Source organism: Catellatospora chokoriensis, assembly GCF_011297315.1.
Taxonomy (GTDB): Bacteria; Actinomycetota; Actinomycetes; order Mycobacteriales; family Micromonosporaceae; genus Catellatospora; species Catellatospora citrea.
Genome location: NZ_JAAOTI010000037.1, coordinates 13,304 through 37,224, shown reverse-complemented (window position 1 = coordinate 37,224; position 23,921 = coordinate 13,304). Strand labels below are relative to the sequence as shown.

The window sequence follows — 23,921 nt, the reverse complement described above, 5'->3', positions numbered from 1 at the left end:
CCGCCGGCCCCGCCTCAGTCGATCTTGGCTGCGGTGATCGCGTTGCCGCCGCCGAGCTTGCTGCCGCTGACGGTGAACGTCCAGCTTCCCGAGCCCACCGGCAGGCCGTTCACCTGTACGGTCCAGGTGCTCCCGCTCTGGGTGGCGTTGGTCTGGCTGCCGGTCGGCGGGGTCCTGCCGGTGAACATGTTCGCGATCGACGAGCTGGCGTAGCGGGTCATCCGCTGCTTGTTGCCGTCGCCCCAGGCGGCCATGAAGAAGCCGACGTAACCGGCGGCGTCCGTCGGATATTGAGTGCGGTTGAGGAACACGTCGACGGTCGCCGTCGGGTGGCCCAGCTGGGTGTCCTCCATGGTCAGCCGGGCGTCGTCGCCGTGCGCGTTGCGGTAGTTGCAGGCGGTGCGCCCGCTGCCCGCGGACTCGCAGTTGAGGTTGCTCCACTGGCTGTTGGGCTTGCCGTGGCCCATGAACTGCGCCACCGCCGCCTGCACGGCGTACTGGTCGAGTTTGGACTTGCTGCCGGACGCCCAGGCGGCCAGTGCGGCCAGGCCGTAGTCCTTGGCCGACTTCGGGAACGTCGGCGGCTGGTTGCCGCTGCCGCTGCCACCGGTCGACGACGGCTGCGGCGTCGCGGCGGCCGAGCCGGACGGCAGGGCGCTCGCGCTCGCCCCGGGGCTCTCCGTGATCACGGTGTTGGCGCTGGCACTGGCCTGCGGTTCGTCCTTCTTGCCGCAGGCGGCTGTGCCCAGCAGGGCCAGGGCGAGCACGCCGGCGACGGCGGTGCGGTGCGGGCGAGCGAGGTTATGGGTACGCGCGACGTCCTTGCCGGGGGCGGCGTGGCGCAGCGGAGAGGCGGTCATGGCCGACACGCTAAGTTGATCGACCGGCGTTGCCTAGGACCCGTCGCAAATCCGACCTCGCCCTCCGCTCACCTCCGGCATCCGGGGACCACCGGTCGCCGCCCGCGGTGGCCGGGCAGAATGGCCGGGTGGAAGAACGGCTCTTGGGGCGGGTGACCCGGGCCGCCGGGGTGCCGGACCTCGTGTCCGTGCTGGCCGAGCGGCTGACACCGACCGACCTGCAGTCCCTGATGCTCGCGGTGTACGCCGCGCGCGCCGGCCGGGTGGCGCCCGCCGAACTGCTGGCCTCCTACGAGCGCAACCGCTTCGCCGGTCCGTCGCCCGCGGACCCGCGTGTCCTGGCCGTTTTCGACGCCGCCGCGTTCGCGCTGCTCGGCGAGCTGGGTTACGCCGGGGTCGAACTGTCGCCGCTGAGCCCGCTCGGCACCGTCGGCGCGGTGACCGGCGTCAGCCAGCACAAGGTGCTCACCACCAGCCGCAACAGCGAGGTGCTCGCCGACTCCACCAACGTCCTCGCGCTGGAGTCCGCGGCGCGTCGCCGGGACCTGCTGCGCCGCGACCCGCGCAGCCGGGACCGGGTCCGGCTGTGCGCCTCGCACCGGCTGGTGCGCGGCCAGTTCTTCGACCGGCCCGGGACGCTGCCGCACTTCCGGCTGCTCGCGCTGACGACCGCGGGCCGTGATGAGGGCTCCTTCCGCTTCGAGACCGCGGCGCTGACCGAGCAGCTGGACGCGCACCTGCGGCTGCTGGCCGAGGGACGGCGGGAGGGTCTGCTGATCGACCGCGTCCGGGTCTCGGTCACCGACCTGAGCCAGGGCGTACGCCGAGATGCGCTGACCTCGGTCCTGGACGTGCTCGCCGCACGGCACCCGGAGGTGGCCTTCGGCTTCGACGACGAGCGGGAGCAGGGCCGCGGCTACTACCGCGACGCCTGCTTCTTCGTCCATGCGACGACGGCCGGCGGCGACGAGCTGCTGATCACCGACGGCGGGTTCACGGACTGGACCGCTCAGCTGCTGAGCAACGCCAAGGAGCGCCTGCTGATCAGCGGCGCGGGCACCGAACGGCTGTGCATCCGCTTCGCCGCACCCGGCTGACCGGTCAGGCGTACGCCTTCGCCTGGAGGGCGAACAGGTCGTGGTAGAGGCCGCCGCGGGCCATCAGCTCATCGTGGCTGCCCAGCTCGGCGACGGTGCCGTCGCGCAGCACCACGATCAGGTCGGCCGCGCGCACCGTGGAGAAGCGGTGCGAGACGAACAGGGTGATCGCCCCGGTGCCCCGCGCGGCGCGCCGGGCCGCCGTCGCGAACCGGGTGAACAGCGCGTTCTCGGCGTGCGCGTCGAGCGCGGCGGCGGGCTCGTCCAGGGCCAGCAGCAGTGGGCGGGGCCGCAGCAGCGACCGGGCGAGGCCGAGGGACTGCCACTGGCCGCCGGACAGTTCGGTGCCGTCGGTATATCCCCGGCCGAGCATCCCGTCCAGGCCACCGGCCTGGTCGACGGCCCGCCCGGCGCGGGCCCGGTGGATCGCGGCCTGCAGCGCCGCGTCGTCGTCATGGTGGGTGAGCTCGCCTACGCCGACGTTGTCGCGGACGGTCCAGTGCAGCCGGGCGAAGTCCTGGAACAGCATGGCGATCCGGCGGTGCCACGACTGCGCCGGGATCCGGCGCAGGTCCACGCCGTCCACGGTGAGCGTGCCGCTGGTCGGGGCGTACAGCCCGCAGAGCAGTTTGACCAGGGTGCTCTTGCCCGCGCCGTTCTCGCCGACCAGCGCGACGGTGGCCCCGGCGGGCAGGGTCAGGTCGACGGCGCGCAGCGTCGGCTCGGCCGCGCCGGGGTAGGCGAAGGTGACGCCGTGCAGCCCGATGCCGTGCCGCAGCCGCCGCGGGGCGGGTGAGGTGGCCGGTTCCGGGTCGGGCGCGGCGGCGGCCAGCTCGGCGAAGCGGCCCGCGGTGCGGGCGGCGGCGGCGACCGTCGCGTGATATCCGATCGCCCCGGCCACCTGCACACTGATCTGCACGGCGAGCGTCACCACCAGGACGACCTCGCCGACGGTCGCGGTGCCGTCGACGGCCCGGCCGAGCACCAGCAGGATCGCCCCGCCGTACGCGAACGCGAACAGCAGCTGCCCGCACCCGCGCAGCAGCGCGGCCCGCCACTGCGCCGCCCAGCGCACCTCGGTCGCGTGCGCCCAGGAGGCGGCCTGCCGCGCCAGCAGGAACTCGTCCGCCCCGCAGAGCCGGATCTCCTTGACCGCGTCGGCGTCGGCGGCCAGGGACAGCAGGTGGCTCGACAGCCGCCCGGCCTCGGCGGTGCGCTCGCGGGCGCTCTCGTTCAGCTTCGCGGCCCGGCGGGCGACCAGCACCGGTGGCACCGCGGCCAGCGGCAGCAGGGCCAGCCACGGGTCGACGGTGGCCAGGATGACCGTGGTCACCGCGGCCCGCAGCAGCAGCCCGCCCAGGTGCAGCAGGCCTTCCAGGGACTGCCGGGTCTGCGCGGCGTCCTGGGCGGCCAGCGCGAGCGTGTCGGCGAAGCCGGGGTCGTCGAGGTGGGCCAGGGTCGGCTGCCCGTTGGCCAGGGCCAGCAGCCGCCGGTCGAGCACGGTGCCGGCCTGCTCGCCGACCTCGAAGTAGTACAGGTGCGCGAAGTGCCCGAGCATCAGCTCCACGACCAGCAGCGCCGCGACGCCGACGGCCAGCGCGGTGGCGGGCCCGGCCGCCCCGGCGAGCGCGGCGTCGGTGAAGTCGCGCAGCAGGAACCCGATGAACGGGGTGGCCAGGTAGCCGCCGGTGATCAGGCCGACGCCGATGGCGAGTTTGCGCCGGTCGGCGGCCCAGGCCAGGCCGAACACGAAGGCGAGCGCGGTGCGCAGGGTCCTCATACGACGGCCGCCACGTCGTCGCGGAACCGGCTGGCCTGCAACGCGAACATCTCGGCGTAGTGGCCGCCCGCGGCGGTCAGCGCGTCGTGGTCGCCCTGCTCGACGACGTGCCCGTCGGACAGCACCAGGATCTGGTCGGCGCGGCGCACCGTGGAGAAGCGGTGCGAGATGATGACGCTGGTCAGGCCCTCGGTCTGGGTGAGGAAGCGGTCGAAGAACTCGACCTCGGCGCGGACGTCGAGGGCGGCGGTGGGCTCGTCGAGCACGAGCAGGCGTGCGCCGCGGTCGACGGCGTGCAGGGCGCGGGCCAGGGCGATGCGCTGCCACTGGCCCCCGGACAGGTCCTGGCCGCCGGTATAGCGTGCGTGCAGCGGCGTGTCCAGGCCCGCGGGCAGGTCGTCGAGCACGTCCTGGGCTCCGGCGCGGGCCGCGGCGGCGTGCCAGTCGGCGGGGACGCCGACGCCGAGGCCGATGTTGTCGCCCGCGCTCAGCTCGTAGCGGTTGAAGTCCTGGAAGATGACCGCGAGGCGGCGCTGCCAGGAGGCGGGGTCGAGTTCGCGCAGGTCGAGGCCGTCGACGGTGACCGCGCCGCGGTCGGGGTCGTAGCAGCGGGTGAGCAGCTTGACCAGGGTGGTCTTGCCGGCCCCGTTGAGCCCGACGATCGCGGTGCAGCGCCCGGCGGGGATGCTCAGGTCGAGGTCGCTGAACACGCGTCGTCCGCCCGGGTACGCGAAGCCGACCTGCTCGAACCGGATCTCGCGCTGCGGGGCGGGCGCGGGCGCGGTCCCGGGCAGGGGCTCGCCGCGTGCCGCCTGCTCGAAGCCGGTCAGGGCAGCCAGGGCACGCCCGCCGAACTGGGTCTGCACGTCGGCCTCGGGGAAGTAGACGCCGAACCGGATCGGCACCAGCACCGCCTGCACGGCCACCGCGTACTCGAGCAGGTCCAGCTCGCCGCTGGCGGTGGCCTGGGCGACCGCGGCCAGCGCCAGGGTCGCGCCGACCAGCCCGGCCAGGGCGAAGCCCAGGAACGGGCGCAGCAGCAGCCGTCGCCGCATGCTCCAGATCGGATCGAGGTAGCCCCGGTGCTCGCTGTCCAGGCGCGCGGTGAGGAAGCCGAGCAGCCCGAGCACCCGGATCTCCTTGGCCGCGGCGGTGCCGGTGGTCAGGGTGCGGGTGTACGCCAGCCGCCGCCGCTGCGGCGAGAGCGCGTCCCAGGCCGCCGCGAAACGCCCGAGCGAGCCGCGCTGGCCGAACCGGATGACCAGCGCGGTCGCCGCGACGACGAGGGCGGCGAGCGGCGACAGCACCACCGCGATGAGCACGACCGCCCCGGTGAGCCCGGTGTAGCGGGCCAGCAGCGCGGGCAGCGCCGCGGCGGCGTCGCCGGGCGACGGGCTGGCCCGGTCGATCGCGGTGCGCACGTCGGCGAGCAGGTCGAGCGTGCCGGGCCGCTCCAGGGCCGCCACCGGCGCTTCGGTGTACGCCGCCCGCAGCGCCCGCTGCACGCAGTGCCCGTCGATGCGGCGCGAGACCAGCTCGGTCAGCGCCGTCTGCATCGGACCGAGCAGCTGCTGCGCGACGAGCGTGGCCAGGCTGAGCGCGACGGCCGTGCCGAGCGCGGCCTCGCCGCGGGCGACCGCGGGCACCCGGGCCAGCAGCAGCGCCATGCTGACCATGAACACGATCGGGGCCAGCCCGAACGCGGCACTGACGAGCAGGGCGATCGCGACGGGCAGGCCGCCCGCGTGCCGGAGCAGGCCGGCGAGATCCAGCCACCGGCGCAGTCGGGGCCTCATCGTGACGTCCTCCTGACAGCCGGTAACATCAACAAACTTAACAGTTAAGATACTTAAATGCACGCGTCGATTTCCGCCGCGGTGACCGCGCATCCGCGCCGCCGCCCGGAGGCCGTTGCCCTGGCCGCCAGCCAGCCGGGGCTGGACTTCGAGGTCGTCGAGGACCCGGAGCCCGACGGGCCGCGCAGCGCGCTGCGCACCGCGCGGCTGGCCTGGCGGACCGCCGATCCCGGGTGCACGCACCGGTTGCTGGTGCAGGACGACATGCGGCTCGCGCCCGGGTTCGCCCGGCTGGTGCGGGCGGCGGTGGCGGCGCAGCCGGACCGCATCCTGTGCCTGTTCACCGAGTGGGGTTCGCGCACCTCGCCGGCGGTGCGGCTGGCGGCGCTGGCGGGCGCGGGCTGGGTGCCGCTGCTCGACCCGTACGTGCCGACGACCGCCGTGGTGCTGCCGACCGCGGTCGCGCACGCGCTCGCCGAATTCCCGGCCGAGCCCGGCGAGCCCGACGACGTGCTGCTGCTGCGTTTCGCCCGGGTGCACGGGATGACGCCGCTGGTCAGCTGCCCGAACCTGGCCGAGCACGAGCAGGGCGAGTCACTGGTCGGCAACGACGTGCTGCAGGGCCCGCGCCGCGCCGCGCTGTTCGGCGCCCCGCCCGGCGACTGGGCCCGGATCCTGGTCCCTCCCGTGGTGCCGCACCTGCTGCTGTTCGACGGGGTGGTGGTGTGCCAGGTGCCCGACGGCGACGGGTGGCGGGCCGTGCTCGCCGACGTCTTCCTCGCCCCGTCCGGTCTGACCCTGCCCGACCTGCTGGGCCGCCACGCGGCGGCGCTCGGGGCGTGCGACCCGGCGGGGCGGATGCGCCGGGTGGTCGCGGACTCGCTGCTGCTGCAGCTGTGGCTGGCCGCGTTCTGCTACGGCGTCGCGGCGTACGCGGTGACGGGCGACGTCGCGGCGGTGGACCGTGCCCTGCGGACGGTGCGCGGGGCGGCCGCGCTGCGCACCGTCGCGCCGGGCGCGCTGCGCCGTTTCGTGCCCGGCCATCGGCTCGCCGGGCTGCCCGCACTCGTCGCCCCGCTGCTGCGGCATGCCATATCGGACGGATGCGTACACGCTGGTCAGACCGGAGATCAGTTCTGGAAGGAATATTTACAGTAAGTGTTAACTGTGCTATCAGTTATATGCCCATGTGTGGATGACCTCCGGCGCTGGGCCGTCCTGTGCGCCCACCCCGGCGCGCCGTGTCACCCGGCTCCACCGCAGACAGGCAGGCGTCGATGGATCACCAAGCACCGCGCGGCGGCGAGGAGGTGGGCTGAGTGCAGGTCATCCCGCACCGCGCGACGCCGTCCGGCACCGCGCCGCTGTCCCTGCTGCAACAGCGGTGGTGGCACCTGTGCACGGCGTACGACGGCGACGCGTCGCCGATCGTCGTGATCGCCGACCGCATCACCGCGCCGCTGGACGTGCCCGCCTTCACGGCGGCCGTCAGCGCGCTCGCCGACCGGCACGACGCCCTGCGCACCACGTTCGCCGTCGACTCGGACGGGCCGCGGCAGGTGATCGCGCCGCCCGGCGGTCTGGTGACGGAGCTGCTCGACGTGTCCGGCGAGGCCGACCCGCCCGCCCGGGCGCGGGAGCTGGTGGCAGAACTGGCCGGGACGCTGCTCGACCTGGCCGGCGGCACGCTGGTGCGCTCCCGGCTGATCCGCCTCGGCCCGGCGGACCACGTCTGGTGCCTGGCGGTGCACCACATCCTGGCCGACGGCGAGTCCACCATGATCCTGCAGCGCGAGGCGATGGCGCTCTACCGCGGCGAACCACTGCCCGAGCCGTTCATCGGCTACGCCGACTTCGCCGCCTGGCAGTGCGCAGACACCACCGGAGCCGAGGATCTGGCCTGGTGGGCCGACCGGCTGCGCGGCGTGCCGCCGCTGGAGCTGCCCACCGACCTGCCCCGGCCACCGGCCAAGACGCTCCGGGGCGGCCAGGTCGACGTGCACGTCGCCGCGCCGGACGCCGACGCGCTGGAGCGCTTCGCCCGGCAGCGGCGGGCCACGCCGTACATGGTGCTGGTCACCGCACTGCTGGTGGTGCTCGCGCGGCGTTCCGGGCAGACCGACCTGTGCCTGGGCATGCCGGTGTCCGGCCGCCTGCTGGAGGAGACCGAGCGCACGGTGGGCCTGTTCGCCAACACGATCGCGCTGCGCGTCGACCTGTCCGGTGATCCGGATCTCGGCGAGCTGCTGGGCCGGGTGCGCGCCGCGACCATCGACGCGCTGGCCCGGCAGGCGGTGCCGTTCGGGCAGGTCGTCGCCGCGGTCGACCCGGACGCCGACCGCTCCCGGACCCCGGTCTTCCAGGTGACCGCGGCGCTGCACACGCACACCGCCGGCGGGCCGGCCGACCCGCACTGGCGGCCGTTCGCCCAGGCCGCCCCGCAGATCCTGCACGACCTGGGGGTGGACGCCTGGCGCGAGCCCGACGGGCTGGAGCTGACGCTGCGCTACGACACCGGGCTGTTCACCGCGGACACCGCCGCCGCGCTGGCCGACGAGATCGTCGCGGCGCTGCGGGACCTGGCCGAGGGCGCGACGCCGGCGGTGTTCGCGATGGAGGCCCGGCATGGGTAGCCACGTCGCGTTCTTCAACATCCCGGCGCTCGGGCACCTGTTCCCGACCCTGGGCGTGGTCGCCGAGCTGGTGCGGCGCGGGCACCGGGTCAGCTACGCCGCCACCGCCGACCGGGCCGCGTACGTGGCCGCGGCGGGGGCGCGGGTGATCCCGTACACCTCGACCCGGCCGGGCGACACCGACCCGCAGGCGCGCACCCCGGCCCGCGCCGAGCACATCGGACGCAGCCTGCTCAACTTCCTCGCCGAGACCGAGCACACCCTGCCGCAGCTGGAGCCGGCCCTGCTGGCCGACCCGCCGGACCTGGTGCTGTTCGACCGGATGGCGTTCGCCGGGCACGTGTTCGCACACACCCACGGCATCCCCGCGATCCAGCTCTGGCCGATGATCGTCTCGGCGGGGCCGTGGTCGCTGAACGAGGCCGTCCCGGTCGACTTCGGACATCCGACGCTGGCCGAGTACACCTCGCGCCTGGGACGGTTCCTGGCCGGGCGCGGGCTGACCGGGCTGCCCACGGAGGACTTCCTCGCCCCACGGGTGGTGCGCCACCTGGCCTTCCTGCCGCGGGCGTTCCAGTACGCGGGTGCGGCCTTCGGCGAGGAGTTCACCTTCGTCGGGCCGTGCACGACCCCGCGCGCCGGTGATGTGCCCTGGTCGCCGCCTGCCGACGGCGCGCCGGTGGCGTTGGTGTCGCTGGGCACGCTCAACAACCACTGGCCCGACTTCTACCGCCTGGTGTTCGAGGCGTTCGCGGGCACACCGTGGCACGTGGTGCTGGCCGTGGGTCGCCGCCTCGACCCGGGCTCGCTGGGCACGCCGCCACCGAACGTGCAGGTCATGCCGGTGGTGCCGCAGCTGGCGGTGCTGGCGCACGCGCGGGTGTTCGTGTCCCACGGCGGGCTGGGCGGGGTGATGGAGGGCGTGCAGGCCGGCGTCCCGCACGTGGCCGTGGCCCGCACGCTGGAGCAGGATCTCAACGCCGCCCGCATCGTCGACACCGCCATCGGCGCGTCGCTGGACCTGGACGGGCTCACCCCGGCTCGCCTGCGCGAGGCGGTGCACCGGGTGGCCGAGGACCCCCGCATCGCGGCGGGCGTCGCCGCGATGCGGGCCGAGGTGCTGGCCGCGGGCGGGGCCGCCCGGGCCGCTGACGTCATCGAGTCCTGCCTGCGAGAGCCCGCCCAGCGCGGCGTCGCAGGCGTACGAACCCTGGCCCCTCAGGGATAGGCGGCGGGCCGCCCGGCGCCCCCCGGGCGGCCCGCCGCCTAGATGCCATCGATAGATGGGGCCATTTAAATCATCCGAACCGGCAGCCTTGATCACAGCTTTGTACCTAAGAAACTTAACTATTTATTGGCATCGTGGTCGCGTCGGCGGGACAGCCCGCCACATCCCCCTCGGGAATCGACGGAGGTTCCACAAGTGATCACAGAATCGACGCGCGGTGCATCGCGTACCGGGTCGCGCCGGGTCGGCCGGCGCGTCGCCGCCGGCCTCGCCGGTCTCGGCCTGCTCGCGACCACGCTGGTCGCCGCGGCCGGCCCGGCCTCCGGCAGCCTGCCCGGCCACTGGGTGGGGACCTGGGGGACCGCACTCACCGCGCCGAGCCTGGCCAACACCGGCAGCTCGCTCAACGGCTTCACCGACCAGTCGATCCGCCAGCTCGTGCGGGTCTCCATCGGCGGGGAGAAGGTCCGCCTGCGGATCACCAACGCGTACGGCACCGGCCCGCTGACCATCGGCCACGCCAGTGTCGGCCTGCCCGCCACGCCCGGCTCGCCCACCCTGCAGCCCGGCAGCATCCGCGAGATCACCTTCAACGGCAGCGAGTCCGCGACCGTCTACAAGGGCGCGGAGCTGCTGACCGACCCGATCGACCTGCCCGTCTCCACGCTGCAGGAACTGGCCGTGACGCTGTACCTGCCCACCCCGACCGGAGCCACGTCCTGGCACTGGACCGCCCGGCAGACCTCCTACATCTACGCCGGCGACAGGGCCGAGACCGCCGACGGCACCGGGCAGACCGCCGCCTACAACCACTTCTACTACCTGGCCGGCATCGAGGTCCTCACCAAGACCGGCCTGGGCACGGTCGTCGTGCTCGGCGACTCGATCAGCGACGGCTCGGGCGCCACGCTCAACGCGAACACCCGCTGGCCCGACTACCTCGCCGGCCGCGTGACCGGCACCTGGCCCGCCCTGGGCGACCCCGGCGTGCTCAACGTGAGCCTCGCCGGAAACCAGGTCACCCGCGACGGCCTGGCCATCAACACCCCGGCCCTGGGCGACAGCGCCCTGGCCCGCCTCGACGACGACGTGTTCAGCCAGCCCGGCGTGCGCACGGTGATCGTCGAACTGGGCATCAACGACGTGCACCTGTCCGGCTTCCCGGCCGAACAGATCATCGGCGGCCTGCGCCAGCTCGCCGTCCAGGCCAAGGACCGCGGGGTGCGCGTCGTCGTCGCCACGCTCGGGCCGTTCGAGGGCTACTCGACCTGGACGCCGGAGAAGGAGGCCGTCCGCCAGGCGGTCAACACCTGGCTGCGCGGCGACAACGAGTTCGACGCGCTGGTCGACTTCGACAAGATCCTGCGCGACCCGGCCGCGCCGAGCAAGGTGCTGCCCGCCTACGACAGCGGCGACCACATCCACCCCAACGACACCGGCGCCCAGGCCCTGGCCGCGGCCGTACCGCTCTGGCTGCTGTGACCCGATGACGTCCCGCACCCTCCCCGACCTGCTGGCCGCCCTCGCGGCGGCGCGACCCGGACATGTCGCGCTGCGCCTGGCCGGCGGGGAGGGGGCGGGGCCCACGGAACTCACCGCGGCGGCGTGGCACACCCGGGCCACGGCGGTCGGGCACGGCCTGCTCGGCAAGGGCGTCGCGCCCGGCGACCGGGTGGGCCTGGTGTTCGACGGCACGGACTGGCTCGACTACGCGGTCGCGTACGCGGCGGTCACCGGGATCGGCGCGGTGGCCGTGCCGCTGTCGGCGACGTCACCCGAGGCTCGGCTGCGGGAGCTGCTCGAACACGCCGGGGCACGGGTCGTCGTCGGCGCACGCGGCTGGACGCTGTCCGAGCTGGACGCCGGTGACAGCACGCCGCTGCCGGCCGTGCCACCCGGACAGACCGCGCAGATCGTCTACACCTCCGGCACCACCGGCACGCCGAAGGGCGTGGCCGCGAGCCACGCCAGCCTCACCTACGGCATCGACCCGGCGCGGCCGCCGCTGGCGCACTCGCGGCACGCGCTGCACGCGTTCCCGCTCGGCACCAACGCCGCGCAGACGATGCTGGTCACCGCACTGGTCGCGCGGCCCACGGTGGTCACCGTCGCGGCCTTCGACCCCTGGGCGTACGCCCGCACCGCGCAGGCCCTCGGCATCGGCACCCTGTTCCTGGTGCCCGCGATGGCGAGTGCGTTGCTGGAGGCGGGCGTCTTCGAGCGCTGCGACCTCGACGCGGTGCAGCTGGTGTCGTGCACCGCCGCGGCCCTGCCGCCCGCGGTGGCCCGGGCGCTGGCGGAGGCGCTGCCGGCAGCCGTGATCGTCAACAACTACACGTCGACCGAGGCCGCGCCCGCGCATACCAGCATGGTCTTCGATCCTGCGCGACCCGCGTCGGTCGGCCGGGCCGAAGGCGGGGCGGAGCTGCGCATCCTCACCGCCGACGGCGCCGTCGCCGGGCCGGGGGAGACCGGCGAGGTGTGGCTGCGCGCGGGGGACGCGGTGCGGGCGTACCACGGCGACCCCGATGCGAGCGCCGCCGTGTTCCGCGACGGCTGGGTGCGCATGGGCGACCTCGGCTACCGCGACGCCGACGGCTACCTCTTCCTGGTCGACCGCGAGTCCGATCTGGTCAACGCGGGCGCGCACCGGGTCTCCACGCTGCGGGTCGAGGCGGCGCTGCACGAGCACCCGGCCGTGCTCGGCGCGGCGGTGCTCGGCCTGCCGCACCCGGTGATGGGCGCGACGGTCGCCGCCGCGGTCGAGTTGCGCGACCCGTCCGCGCTGGCCGGGCTGCGGGCGTTCCTCGCCGACCGGCTCGCGCCCCACGAGCTGCCGACCCGGATCGTCGCCGTGGCCGCGCTGCCGCGCAACGACGGCGGCAAGGTGCGCAAGGGCGCGCTGCGGGAGTTGTTCGCGCAGGCCCCGGCCCGGGTCGCGCCCCGCACGGCGGCCGAGGTCGCGCTGGCCGCGCTGTGGCGCGAGGTGCTGCGGGTGCCCGAGGTCGGCGTGGGCGACGACTTCTTCGCCCTCGGCGGCGACTCGATGCGCGCCACCCGCCTGGCCGCCCTCGCCGCCGCCCACTTCGCCCGCGACGTCCCCGTCTCCCTCATCTTCGACACCCCCCTGCTCGCCACCCAGGCCGAACGGCTCTCGGCTGAGTCGCCCGCCGCCCCCCAGCCGGGGCGGGCCGCCACGGGCGGTGATCGCTGTTCCAGATCGGAAAGTGAGGCCGGACCTCAGCTCTCGACCCGAACCGGCGATCGTCGCCGGCCGGACGGGCCGGGGGGACAGGCCGGGAGCGGCGGGGTGGCGGCGGAGGAGGTGCCGCTGGCGTCCACGCAGGAGAGCATGCTCGCCTGGATGTGGGCGACCGGCGAGCCCCGGGACGTCGGGCCGATCAGTGTCGGCATCAGGGTGCGGGATCAGCTCGATCCCGCGCTGCTGGAACGGGCGCTGACCGTGGTCGCGGACCGGCACGAGGCACTGCGCACCGTGTTCGACCGTGCTCCGGACGGGCGGCACCGGGCGTGGGTGCTCGACCACTGCCCGCCGGTGGTGACCGCCGTCGCGGCCCGCGACCTCGACCAGGCCGGGCAGCTGTGCCGGGCCGACCGGGAAGGCGGCTTCGACACGGCACGCGGGCCACTGGTGCGGGCGGTCGTCGCCACCGTCGGCCCCGACGACCACGTGCTCGGGCTCGCCGTGCACCACCTGGTCTGCGACGGCGCGTCGATGGGGCCGCTGCTGCACGAGATCGGCGTCGCGTACGCGGCGCTGCGCGGCGGCACCCCGCTGGCCGCCGCACCGGGCATGCCGCTGCGTGACTTCGTCGCGTACACCCGGCGACAGTGGCAGGTCACCCTGCCGCACTGGCGGCGGGCGCTCGACGGCGCGCCCGCCCACCTGGCGCCGTTCCGCGGTCGCCGCGAGGCGGTCCGGCTGCGCAGCGCCGCGCTGGAGTTCCCGCTGCCCGGCACGCTCGGCGACGGGCTGCGCCGGGCCGCCGCGGCCCAGGGCGCGACCCCGTTCATGCTGATCGCGTCGTGCTGGGCGGCGGCGCTGTCGGAACGCACCGGCACCGACGACATCGTGCTGATGTCCCCGGTGCCCGGCCGCACCCGGCCCGGCAGCGAGGCGCTGATCGGCTGCCTGAGCCAGTCCCTGCTGCTCCGGGTGGACACCTCCGGCGCCCCGTCCGCCGCCGAGCTGCTGGCCCGGACCCGGCGCACCGTCCTCTCCGCGCTGGACCACCAGCACTACCCGTTCGCCGAGTTCTACCTGCGGCACACCGGCGCGGCCTGGCTGCGGGTGGAGACCTGGGGCGGCCAGGCACACCTGCCGGGACTGGAATCGGAGGCGTTCGAGCTGCCCCGGGCGCTCGACGCGGACTGGCCCACCCCCGGGGGCCTGCCCGACCTGCAGGCACCCGAACTCGCCGTCGTCGAGCATCCGGACGGTTCGCTGGTCGCGCACCTGCTCTGGAACCACCACGCCTTCGACCGGTCCGAGATGGACACGCTCGCCGGGCGGGTCACCGAGCTGTTCGAGCGCGCGGCACGCGAGCTCGCCCCCGCACCACCGCAGGAGGTCCCGCGATGAGCACCGCCACCCCCGCCCAGCACGGCATGTGGCTGACCGAGCGCCTCGGCCTGGCCGGCACGGCCTACCACATGCCCCTGCCGGTATGGCTCGACGGCCCGCTCGATCCGGCCCGGCTGGCGGACGCCTGCGCGGTGGCGGTCGCCCGGCACCCGGTGCTGTCGTGCGCGTTCACCGAGCGCGACGGGGACCTGCTGCTGATCCCGGCGGCCTGCCCGCCGTCGCTGGTGGTGGGCGACGCACCGGAGGATCTGACGGCGTTCGTCCGGGAGCGCACGCTCGCACCGTTCGACCTGGCCGCGGGGCCGCTGATCCGGTTGGACCTGGTGCCCGCCGGGCCGGGCCGGCACCTGCTGCTCATCGTCGCGCACCACCTGGTGTTCGACGGCGAGTCCAAGGAGATCCTGCTCGCCGACCTGGCTACGGCCTACTCGGCACCGGACGGCACGGCGAGCGCGGTGGCGCCCGCCGACGGCCAGGCGGCTGCCGGCCCGGCCGCGCTGCTGCCCCAAGCCGTCGAGCACTGGGCGCGGGCGTTCCGCGCGCCGGGCGAGCCCAGCCTGCCGGGACTGCGGGCGACCACACCACCCGGCGCGCGGCCGGGCGTGGTGGTGCCGCTGGCGCTGGACGCGGTGACGGTCCGGGCCGTCGCCGCGGAGCTGGGCGCGACGACGTTCGAGGTGGTGCTCGCCGGGCTGCTCACGCTGCTCGACCGGTACGGCGACCCGGCCCCCGTGATCGGCGTCGACCTCGGCACCCGGGCCGCCGACGGGCACGACCGGGTCGGCCTGCACGTCAACGAGCTGCCCGTCGGCGTGCCCGCGACCGACCCGGCCGACCCGCGCACCGGGCGGGAACGCGTCGCGCAGGTGCGGCGGCTGCTGCGCGAGACCTACCCGCTGCGCGCCGTGCCGCTGTCCCGGGCCGTGTCCGGCCTCGCTCCCCGCGCCGCGCTCACCCCGGTCTCGGTCAGCTACCGCCGCCGGACCCGGCCCGCACCGGTCTTCGCCGGGCTCGGCACGCGGGTCGAGTGGACGGCTTTCCACCACGCCGCCCGCAACGCCCTGCACGTCCAGCTGCTCGACGACCCCGATGCGGCGGAACTGCCCGTCCTGCTGCACGTCGACCCGTCCCGCCTGGACCCGGCCGACGCCGCCCGCATCGGCGCGCATCTGCGTATCCTGCTCGACGGCTTCGCCCAGCGGCCGGACGCGCCGCTGCACGACCTCGACCTCGTCGACCAGTCCGAACACGACCTGCTGGCCGCCTGGAACGACATCGGCCGGGCGGTCCCCGGGCCGCAGACCCTGCACGAGCTCGTCGAGGCGGGCATCGCGGCCCGGCCGGATGCCGTCGCGGTGGTCGCCGCCGACAGCGCGATGACGTACGCCCAGCTCGACGCCGAGGCCGCCGCGGTCGCGGCACAGCTGCGTGACCGTGGGATCGGCCCCGGCGATCTCGTCGCGGTGTGCCTGCCCCGCACGTCGCGGCTGCTGCCCGCGCTGCTCGGCGTGCTGCGCACCGGCGCGGCGTACCTGCCGCTGGACCCCGAGCACCCGGAAGCCCGGCGCGACGGCCTGCTCGCCGACGCCCGCCCGGCGGCGGTGCTGACGGCCGACGGCGACGGGGTGACCGTGCTCGACGAGACCATGGCCGCCACCGACGATCCCGCCGCGGCACTGCCGGTGACCGGCGACCTGGCCACCCGGCCGACGGTGGTCGGCGGACCGGCCGCGCCGGGTCGGCACGAACCCGGGCTCTGCTACGTGATCTACACGTCCGGCTCGACCGGGCGGCCCAAGGGGGTGGCGGTCGAGCACCGTAGCGTGGTCAACCTGCTGCACGCGCTGCCTGAGGTGGTGCCGACCGGGCCGGGGGACGTGTGGCTGGCCGTGGCGTCGGCGGCGTTCGACATGTCGGTGCCGGAGCTGTGGCTGCCCCTGGCCACTGGCGGCACGGTCGTGCTGGCCACCGCCGAGCAGGCGCGCGACGGCGAGCTGCTGTTGAAGCTGCTGCGCCTGACCGGGGTCACCCACGCGCACCTGACCCCGTCGACGTGGCGGCGACTGGTCGACGCCGGTTTCGCCGAGCCGGGTGTGATCGCGGTGTGCGGAGCCGAGGCGCTGCCCGCGCCGCTCGCCGTCGAGCTGCGCTCGCGCACGAAGCGCCTGGTCAACCTGTATGGCCCGACCGAGACGACGGTGTGGTCCACCGCCGCGGACCTCACCGGTGACGCTCCGGTGACCATCGGCCGCCCGCTGGCCAACACGACGGCGTACGTGCTGGACGCGGCCTTGCGCCCGGTCCCGCACGGCATCGTGGGCGAGCTGTGCCTGGGCGGGGCCGGGGTCGCCCGCGGCTACCTGGGCCGCCCCGAGCTGACCGCGGCGCGGTTCGTGGACACGGCCTGGGGGCGGCTCTACCGCACCGGTGACCGGGTGCGCCGGCTGCCCGACGGGTCCCTGGAGTTCCACGGGCGGGCCGACGACCAGCTGAAGGTGCGCGGCCACCGGATCGAGCCGGGCGAGGTCGAGGCGCACCTGCGGGCGGCCGGGTCGGTCGTGGACGCGGCGGTGACGGCATCGGCGGACGGCGACGCGCTCGTCGCGTACATCGTCGGCGCGCCGGACCCGGTGCGGTTGCGCGAGCAGCTGGCCGCCGGGCTGCCCGGCTACCTGGTGCCGTCAGTGTTCACGCTGGTCGAGCAGCTGCCGCGCAACGCCAACGGCAAGCTCGACCGGGCCGCGCTGGCCGGGCTGACGGGCACGCCGCTGGTGCCGCAGGCGTTGCCACGGCCCTACACGGGGCTGGCGCTGCAGGTGTACGAGATCTGGCGGGAGGTGCTCGGGCACGGGGAGATCGGACCCGATGACGACCTGTTCGACCTCGGCGGGCACTCGCTCACGGTCACGAAGATCGCGGCCCGGTTGCGGCGGCGGCTCGGAGTGGACCTGCCGCTGCACGTCTTCTTCGACACTCCCACCATCAACGGCATCGTCGCCGCCGCAGACCGGTGATGGCCCAGACACTGCCGCCCAGCACACGAAAAGGCCGTCATAGGTGATCCCGGCCGCCTCTTTGCGTACGCGGAGCGTCAGAGGCTGATCACCCACGACTATGAAGGCGCGCCTTGCCGTCTTTGATCCCGCCCGTGCCGGTCAGTTCGAACGGTTGAGCGTACTCAGTGAGGACGTCATTCGAGGCGTCGTCGGCAGCCATGTACTAGATGCGACAGGCATCGACGGCGCCTGTCAGGGATACCCCGGCGGCGTGCACCCGGGCGAGACCTATGCACAGGCGGTGTTGCGGTAGGAGTTGGCCGCGACGGCACCCGCTATCGCCCGCCGGGCTTCCTCACCTGTAGCGCGCCAGCTCGGAGACCGACCACCGGACGAAACGATCATCGAGTCCGGCTGATTCGGCTACTCGCCGCTCGCGTCCACATCGCACGGACCGCCGCTGAAGTTCAAGATTTACTCAAGTCTGCTCAAGCGGCTCGACACGTCGTGTGTCCATTGACCACTATTCACCATCAGCGCGACAGGACGAGGCCGAATCCGCGGCCTCGACCGGCAATCACGGGAGGATCTTGCTACGCGTCAACCCCGGCGGGGGCTATTCACGCTGGCCGTGACGGCCGGTGTGGCGGCTATTCTCATCGCCCCCTCCGCCGCCCGGACATCGTCCGACGCGGACATCATGCCCGTGTCATCCCGAGCTGGAAAGAGGCAGGCATCGGCCTGCCGTCAAGGTTCCGATCGTCGAAAGGACAACCGTGCGCATCACCGTCCCCCAAAGAGCACTCTCCACTTTCGTGGCTTCAGCGTTGATGCTGACCGGAGTGCTCGGCTTCACCGCGTCCCCTGCTCAAGCCGCAACGGGAACACATTGTGCGAACTGGCAGCAGAAGAACTACAGCCCGCCCGGCAAGCACCCGGTGACGGTCATCGTCAAGGTGTGCATCTACAGCAGTTACCTGGGCAGCGGTATGTACGGCCGCACACCTTGGATCGAGTACACCTGGGAAAGCGCATACGGCGGCGTCAAGTGGGACAACTTCGGCATTCGCGTACGTCTCGAGAACTACGACAACGACCTCACGACCGACTATTGCAACTTCACCTACCAGATGAACCACAGCACGAGCGGCAGGGAGATCTGCTACGCCCCGAGTTGGAACTCGACTTCGGTGGGCGGCTTCACCGCCGACGGCCACATCCGGTGGAACTACAACAGTGACGGCGAGGGCGACTACATCTGGAGCCTGACCGGATCTCCGCAGGTCTCGTAGCAAGCATTCCGGCATCGACCGATCTCGGTTCGCCTCCACCTCCAGACACCGATTCTCGAAAGGATAGTCCGTGCGTCGTCTCATCTCGCCTCGGAAACTCATCTCCGGGCTCACTGCGGCAGCATTGATGCTGGCCGGACTGCTCACTCTCTGGACCTCTCCCGCAGCCGCCGCCACGGGAACGCAATGCACTTCCTCCCAGACCAAGGTGTTCTTCCTGCCGAGCATCTCGCCGGTCGAGGTCAGGGTCTACATGTGTGTTCAGAGCTCGTACGGCAACGGCTACTACACGCGCAAGCCGTGGGCCCAGATCAGCTGGACCAGAACCGACCCGCACATGTACAAGTTCGACAACTTCGGCTCCCGGGTGCGTCTCGAGCACAACGACGACGACTACACGACCGACTACTGCAATTACACGGCGGACATCAACACCTACAATGACGGAACCAGGTATTGCTACGCTCCCAGCTACACCAGTAGTTCGCCGGTCAACGGCTGGACCAGCGACGGCCACATCCGGTGGAACATGGACGGTGACGGGGGCGGCGACTTCATCTGGTCCCTGCTCGGATCACCGCAGGTCTCGTAATCGCTCATCGGCTCCGTGAGTGACGGCCCGGCCCGACCGCCGGGCCGTCCCGGGGCGGGGCGTCACCCAGGCCCGCCCGCGCGGGCCACGCGACCGGACTCAGTCCGCCGTGTCACCGAGGCGGCGCAGGACGTAGCCGACGAAGGCGCGCGCCGCGGCGGCGTCGACGGCGCGGCCGGCGCGACCCTGGCCGTGACCGGCGACGGCAGCGGTGATGAGGGTACCGAACTCGGGCACCGCCGCGGCCGCCCACCGTCCCGCCTCCGCCTTGGCGACCCAGTGCCGCGTGGTTCGCCAGCGCAGCGCGCGGCAGACGTTGAGCACGGCGTCGTCGCTCAGGTCGGGGCCGTCGTTCGCGGCGACCGACGCGGCGACCACGGGCCGCAGCAGCGGATACGCCAGGCGCGTGGCGAGGGTGGTGAACGGCGGTCCGGTCAGCGACCGGTCCTGCTGGGCAATGATGTCGCGGTCGATGGGATACCAGAAGCCTGGCCGCCCCTGCGGTCCGAACTCGGCGAGCGCGGGCAGCTCCCGGCCGGTGTTGAGGTTGAGCGCGAAGCCGTCCTGCGTGGTCAGCTCGGCCAGCTGGGCTCGGTCGTAGAGCACGAACTCCAGCCCGGACGCCGGGCAGGGCAACGCCGCGTGGTCCAGCGCGGCGGCCACGGCGGTGGCGTCGGCGGCGGTGAGGCGTTCGCCGACGGCGATCAGGTCGAGGTCGCTACGGCCGGGCCGGTAGCCGTCGAGGGCGACGGACCCGGTGGGATAGACCCCGGTGAGCCGCTTGCCGAGCAGCTCACGTAGCCGGTCGGTGACCGCGTGCAGGTATGCCGTCTCGGCAGCGGGCAAGGTCATCAGCCCACCATCGCACGCCGCCCCGGCAGGTCCCGCCCGTGGCGGCACGGGACCCGCCGGGCGTCGGTCACGGCGTGTAGGGCGCGTCGGTGTGGGACTGCTCCTTGAGGATGGAGCCGTCGGCGGCGTACACGGCGGTGCGCTTGACGCTGACCACGGCGGACCCGGCGTCGGCCGGGCGGGTCAGGTAGACCAGGGTGAGCTTCTGGTCGGCGATGCTCACCGACTCGATGGGGTCCCGGTCGCCGAGCACGAAGTGCACCACGCACTGCGCCCGGTCGGGGGCCTTGGTGCATAGCATGACGCCCCAGTAGCGGCCGGTGGTGTCGACGACGCTGCTCATGATCGTGCCGACGGTGACGTTGCCGAGCTCGCCGCCCAGGTCGCCGGTGGCGCACGGCTTCTGCACGGCGAGGACCAGGCCGTCCTCACCGGAGAACATGCCCTCGGTCAGCGGCGCGCCGTCCTTGCCGAACGCGTAGTACGGGTCGATCAGGCCGCGCACCATCGCATCCTTGACCTCGGCGCAGGTGGGCACGGGGGTGGCCGGCTTGGCGGGGCTGGGTGACGCCGCCTCGGGCGACGGGGTCAGCACGGTGACCGCGCTCGGCGCGGCCGACGGGGAGTCACCGCCGGACTTGCAGGCGGCTGCCGCCCCGGCGAGGGCGAGGATCGGGATCATCAGCAGGGCGGCGCGGCGGGGGTGGAGCGGCATGGGTGGTCCTTCTGCGACAGCGGGATAGGAGGTCGGGCCACTGCACGATAGGGGCGGCGGGGCGGCTCGGGCGACGCGTCGTCGCGAGACCGACAGCAGGCCCGTGCGCGACGTCTGCCGATGAATCGATGGGAAGGGCACCTTCTGCATCGCGAATCGATAAGAAGGTGCCCTTCCTTCGTGTCGAGCGACGGAGGCGGGGGCGGGGGTTCGTTGGTGCGGACGAACGGCGCGGGGGTGGGGCGAACCTAGGGTGTGGCGCATGTCGAAGTTGAGCGAGATCCATGACTGGCTCCAGGTGCGCCTGCCGGAGCTGCTGGCCGAGCACCGGGTGCCCGGCGCGGCGATCGCGGTGTACGCCGGCGGCGAGGTCGTCGACCATGCCGCCGGGGTGCTGAACACGGCGACCGGGGTGACGGCGACGCCCGATGCGGTGTTCCAGATCGGCTCGATCACCAAGGTGTGGACGGCGACCCTGGTCATGCAGCTGGCCGACGAGGGCAGGCTGGACCTCGACGCGCCGGTGCGCCGCTACCTGCCGGAGTTCGCGCTGGCCGACGAGGCCGCCGCGGCCGCGGTCACGGTGCGGCAGCTGCTGTGCCACACCGCCGGGTTCGAGGGCGACATCTTCACCGACACCGGCCCGGGCGACGACTGCGTCGAGAAGTACGTCGCGACGCTGGGCGCCACCACGCAGCTGTTCCCGCCTGGCGAGCTGTTCTCCTACAACAACGCCGGCTACTGCGTGCTCGGGCGGGTCGTGGAGGTGCTGCGCGGCAAGCCGTACGACGCCTGCCTGCGCGAGTTCCTGTTCACGCCGCTGGGGCTGAGCCACGCCGCGACCGGCCCGTACGAGGCGATTCTGCACCGTGCCGCCGTCGGCCACCTGCAGCCCGACCCGGACGCCGACCCGGTGCCCGCGCCGATCTGGGCGCTGGCACGGTCCAACGCGCCGGCGGGGGCGATGCTGGCCATGCGGCCGCGCGACCTGCTGGCCTTCGTCCGGATGCACCTCGACGGCGGCCGTGCCGCAGACGGCACTGCGGTGCTCAGCCCGGCCTCGGTCGCGGCGATGCAGCAGCGCCAGGTGACGGTGCCCTGCTCGGGGCTCATGGGCGACGCGTGGGGGCTGGGCTGGGAGCAGTTCGACTGGGCGGGCGGTGTGGTCTTCGGCCACGACGGCGGCACCATCGGGCAGAACGCGTTCCTGCGCATCGCGCCGGAGCAGGGTGTCGCGATCGCGCTGAACGCCAACGGCGGCAACCCGATCGCGCTGTACACCGAGCTGTTCCCGCACCTGCTGCGGGAGCTGGCCGGGATCGAGATGCCGGTGATGCCGGTGCCGCCGGCCGAGCCGTCGCGCGTCGACGCGGCCCGCTACCTGGGCACGTACGCCTCGGAGGTGGCCGAGCTGGTGGTGAGCCAGGACGGCGACGGGCGGATCTGGCTGGCGCAGACGCCGCGCGGCATCCTGGCCGAGCTCGGCGGCAAGGCCGAGCGCAGCGAGCTGGTGCACCTGCACGGCGACGTCTTCCTGCCCGCCGAACCGCACTACGGCGTGCACCTGCCGCACGTCTTCGTCGGCGACGAGGACGGCCGGGCCCGGTACGTCCACAGCGGACGCGCCACCCGGCGCACGGCCTGACTTTCGGTCCGGCGTACGGATCCGGCCCCGGGGGCTGGTCGTCCGGCACGAACACAGCCGCCGCCGCGGCGGGCAGGCTGCGCCCCACAATCCTGCTAACGGAGGCACGATGAGATCGATAACGACGGTCACGGCGGCGGGCGCGCTCACCCTGGCGCTCGCCGCCTGCGGCGGTGGCGGGCAGCCCGCGGGCAGCGGGTCCTATGCCGAGGGCAAGACGTTCACGCTGGTGCTGGCATCGGACCCGGGCACCCTGGACCCGCACTTCACCTCGGTGTCCACCGCGCTGCAGGCCGGGCGGTTCCTCTACGACTCGCTGGTCAACGTCGACGAGCACGGCAGCATGGTCGCGGGCCTGGCGGAGAAATGGGACGCGACCACCACCACCGCGACGTTCACCCTGCGCAAGGGGGTCACCTGTGGTGACGGCAGCCCGCTCACCGCGACCGACATCGCCGCCAACATCACCTTCGTCGGCGACCCGAAGAACGCGTCCACACGCATCGGCGTCTACGTGCCGGCGGGCGCGACCGCCGTGGGTGACGACGCGGCCGGCACCGTCACGGTGACCTCGCCGTCGCCCGACGCGTTCCTCGACCGCAACGTCGGCGGGCTGCCGATCGTGTGCAAGAAGGGCATGGCCGCGCGCGACCAGCTCAAGCAGGGCTCCGACGGCACCGGCATGTTCACCGTCGCCGAGGCCGTGGCGGGTGACCACTACACGCTGACCCGGCGCAAGGAGTACGCGTGGGGTCCGGGTGACTGGAATAAAGACCAGGCGGGCCTGCCCGACAAGGTCGTGCTGCGCGTCGTCGCCAACGGCACCACCGCGGCGAACCTGCTGCTGTCCGGCGAGGTGAACGCGGCCGTCATGGTCGGCCCGGACTCCCAGCGCCTGCGGGCGGCCAAGCTGCACGAGCGGGTTGTCGCATCGCCGCTCGGCGAGCTGTGGTTCAACCAGAAGAAGGGCATGGCCGGTGCGGACGAAGGCGTGCGCCGGGCCCTGACCCAGGCGCTCGACCTCGACCAGCTCGGCCAGGTCGTCACCAGCGGCACCGGCCGCCGCTCGGCGGGGCTCGTCGCACCGGGCGGCCCCTGCCCGCCGGGCAACGCCGCGGCGCTGCTGCCCGCCAAGGACGCGACCGCCGCGAAGTCCGCCCTGGACGCCGCGGGCTGGACCGCGGGCGCGGACGGCGTGCGTGCCAGGAACGGGCAGAAGCTCGCGCTGCTGCTGTACTTCCCGACCAGCGTCGGCCAGGGCACCCAGGCGGCGGCGGAGCTGCTGCAGAAGGAGTGGACGGCGCTCGGCGCGGAGGTCACCGTTAAGGGCCTCAGCGACGCCGAGGTCGGGCAGCTCGTCGTCGGCGGGCAGGGTGCCTGGCAGGCGGCGATCCTGCCGCTCGGGGTCAACCTGCCGACCCAGCTGGTGCCGTTCCTGTCCGGCGCGACCCCGCCCAACGGCGTCAACCTGGCCTCGATCGACAACCCCGACTACACGGTCAGTGTGCAGGCGGCGTCCGCGATCGCGGGCAGCGGCGGCTGCGCCAAGTGGCAGGCCGCCGAGGAGGCGCTGTTCAAGCGGCTCGACGTGGTGCCGTTCGTGGACTCGACGGTGCCGATCTTCGGCAAGGGCGCCGCGTTCGAGCTGAGCCAGGGCAGCGTCACGCCCGGCTCGATCCGCATGCTCGCCTGACAGATCCGCGCCGCAGACGGTGCCATGACCCCCTTCCGGGTCATGGCACCGTCTGTTTCCTGCCGGGGTGGTGCGGGCGGACAGGGTCGACCGGGTCGCCTTGTGCGGGCGTACCAAGACCGGGTGGCGGCCGGGC

General features: G+C 73.7%; 16 protein-coding genes. 11 read left to right on the top strand and 5 right to left on the bottom strand.

Annotation, left to right across the window (positions count from 1 at the left end; translation table 11 throughout):
- Nucleotides 1-14 precede the first annotated feature (14 nt).
- The gene (locus HAV39_RS36960) at nt 15-860 is read right to left on the bottom strand and encodes a hypothetical protein (RefSeq protein ID WP_191843807.1); all 846 of its coding nucleotides are present in this window, start codon (nt 858-860) and stop codon (nt 15-17) included.
- Between the two features lie 128 nt (nt 861-988).
- Here HAV39_RS36960 and HAV39_RS36955 point away from each other — a divergent pair, with 128 nt between their 5' ends.
- Nucleotides 989-1,957 (top strand): hypothetical protein, encoded by a 969-nt coding sequence (locus HAV39_RS36955; protein WP_191843806.1) that lies wholly within the window; start codon nt 989-991, stop codon nt 1,955-1,957.
- A 4-nt stretch (nt 1,958-1,961) separates the two neighbouring features.
- On the opposite strand, the gene HAV39_RS36950 is transcribed toward HAV39_RS36955, so the two are convergent.
- The gene (locus tag HAV39_RS36950) at nt 1,962-3,737 is read right to left on the bottom strand and encodes an ATP-binding cassette domain-containing protein (RefSeq protein ID WP_191843805.1); all 1,776 of its coding nucleotides are present in this window, start codon (nt 3,735-3,737) and stop codon (nt 1,962-1,964) included.
- Nucleotides 3,734-5,533, bottom strand: a complete 1,800-nt coding sequence (locus tag HAV39_RS36945; RefSeq protein WP_191843804.1) for an ATP-binding cassette domain-containing protein — start codon at nt 5,531-5,533, stop codon at nt 3,734-3,736. The genes HAV39_RS36950 and HAV39_RS36945 overlap by 4 nt, the downstream gene beginning before the upstream one ends.
- A 57-nt stretch (nt 5,534-5,590) precedes the next feature.
- On the opposite strand from HAV39_RS36945, the gene HAV39_RS36940 reads away from it, so the two are divergent.
- The 8 genes from HAV39_RS36940 to HAV39_RS36895 all read left to right on the top strand — a co-directional run bounded on the left by HAV39_RS36940 (nt 5,591) and on the right by HAV39_RS36895 (nt 18,880).
- Nucleotides 5,591-6,691: a hypothetical protein gene (locus HAV39_RS36940; RefSeq protein ID WP_191843803.1), complete on the top strand. Its 1,101-nt coding sequence runs from the start codon at nt 5,591-5,593 to the stop codon at nt 6,689-6,691.
- Nucleotides 6,692-6,852: 161 nt separating this feature from the next.
- A complete protein-coding gene (locus HAV39_RS36935) occupies nt 6,853-8,166 on the top strand; it encodes a condensation domain-containing protein (RefSeq protein ID WP_191843802.1) in 1,314 nt (437 codons plus the stop codon).
- Nucleotides 8,159-9,394: a macrolide family glycosyltransferase gene (locus tag HAV39_RS36930; RefSeq protein WP_191843801.1), complete on the top strand. Its 1,236-nt coding sequence runs from the start codon at nt 8,159-8,161 to the stop codon at nt 9,392-9,394. Before HAV39_RS36935 ends, HAV39_RS36930 begins: the two co-directional genes overlap by 8 nt.
- A gap of 195 nt (nt 9,395-9,589) precedes the next feature.
- Nucleotides 9,590-10,876 carry an SGNH/GDSL hydrolase family protein gene (locus tag HAV39_RS36925; protein ID WP_239120398.1) on the top strand — a complete coding sequence of 429 codons (1,287 nt, stop codon included), beginning with the start codon at nt 9,590-9,592 and terminating at the stop codon, nt 10,874-10,876.
- Between the two features lie 4 nt (nt 10,877-10,880).
- Nucleotides 10,881-13,997 (top strand): AMP-binding protein, encoded by a 3,117-nt coding sequence (locus HAV39_RS42385; protein ID WP_203736160.1) that lies wholly within the window; start codon nt 10,881-10,883, stop codon nt 13,995-13,997.
- Nucleotides 13,994-17,014, top strand: coding sequence for a non-ribosomal peptide synthetase (locus tag HAV39_RS36905; RefSeq protein WP_191843800.1), 3,021 nt, complete (start codon nt 13,994-13,996; stop codon nt 17,012-17,014). The genes HAV39_RS42385 and HAV39_RS36905 overlap by 4 nt, the downstream gene beginning before the upstream one ends.
- A gap of 797 nt (nt 17,015-17,811) precedes the next feature.
- On the top strand, nt 17,812-18,288 hold the full coding sequence (locus HAV39_RS36900; protein WP_191843799.1) for a hypothetical protein: 477 nt from the start codon (nt 17,812-17,814) through the stop codon (nt 18,286-18,288).
- A 70-nt stretch (nt 18,289-18,358) separates the two neighbouring features.
- Nucleotides 18,359-18,880 (top strand): hypothetical protein, encoded by a 522-nt coding sequence (locus tag HAV39_RS36895; protein WP_191843798.1) that lies wholly within the window; start codon nt 18,359-18,361, stop codon nt 18,878-18,880.
- A 99-nt stretch (nt 18,881-18,979) separates the two neighbouring features.
- Here the strand turns inward: HAV39_RS36895 and HAV39_RS36890 are convergent, their stop codons facing one another.
- Together HAV39_RS36890 and HAV39_RS36885 are read right to left on the bottom strand one after the other, a co-directional pair.
- Entirely contained in the window at nt 18,980-19,732 is a 753-nt protein-coding gene (locus HAV39_RS36890; RefSeq protein WP_191843797.1) for an aminoglycoside adenylyltransferase domain-containing protein, read from the bottom strand.
- A gap of 67 nt (nt 19,733-19,799) precedes the next feature.
- A complete protein-coding gene (locus HAV39_RS36885; protein ID WP_191843796.1) occupies nt 19,800-20,447 on the bottom strand; it encodes a hypothetical protein in 648 nt (215 codons plus the stop codon).
- Nucleotides 20,448-20,709: 262 nt separating this feature from the next.
- On the opposite strand from HAV39_RS36885, the gene HAV39_RS36880 reads away from it, so the two are divergent.
- Both HAV39_RS36880 and HAV39_RS36875 read left to right on the top strand, forming a co-directional pair.
- The gene (locus HAV39_RS36880; protein ID WP_191843795.1) at nt 20,710-22,092 is read left to right on the top strand and encodes a serine hydrolase domain-containing protein; all 1,383 of its coding nucleotides are present in this window, start codon (nt 20,710-20,712) and stop codon (nt 22,090-22,092) included.
- A 109-nt stretch (nt 22,093-22,201) separates the two neighbouring features.
- A complete protein-coding gene (locus HAV39_RS36875) occupies nt 22,202-23,785 on the top strand; it encodes an ABC transporter substrate-binding protein (protein ID WP_191843794.1) in 1,584 nt (527 codons plus the stop codon).
- The last annotated feature ends 136 nt before the right edge of the window (nt 23,786-23,921 follow it).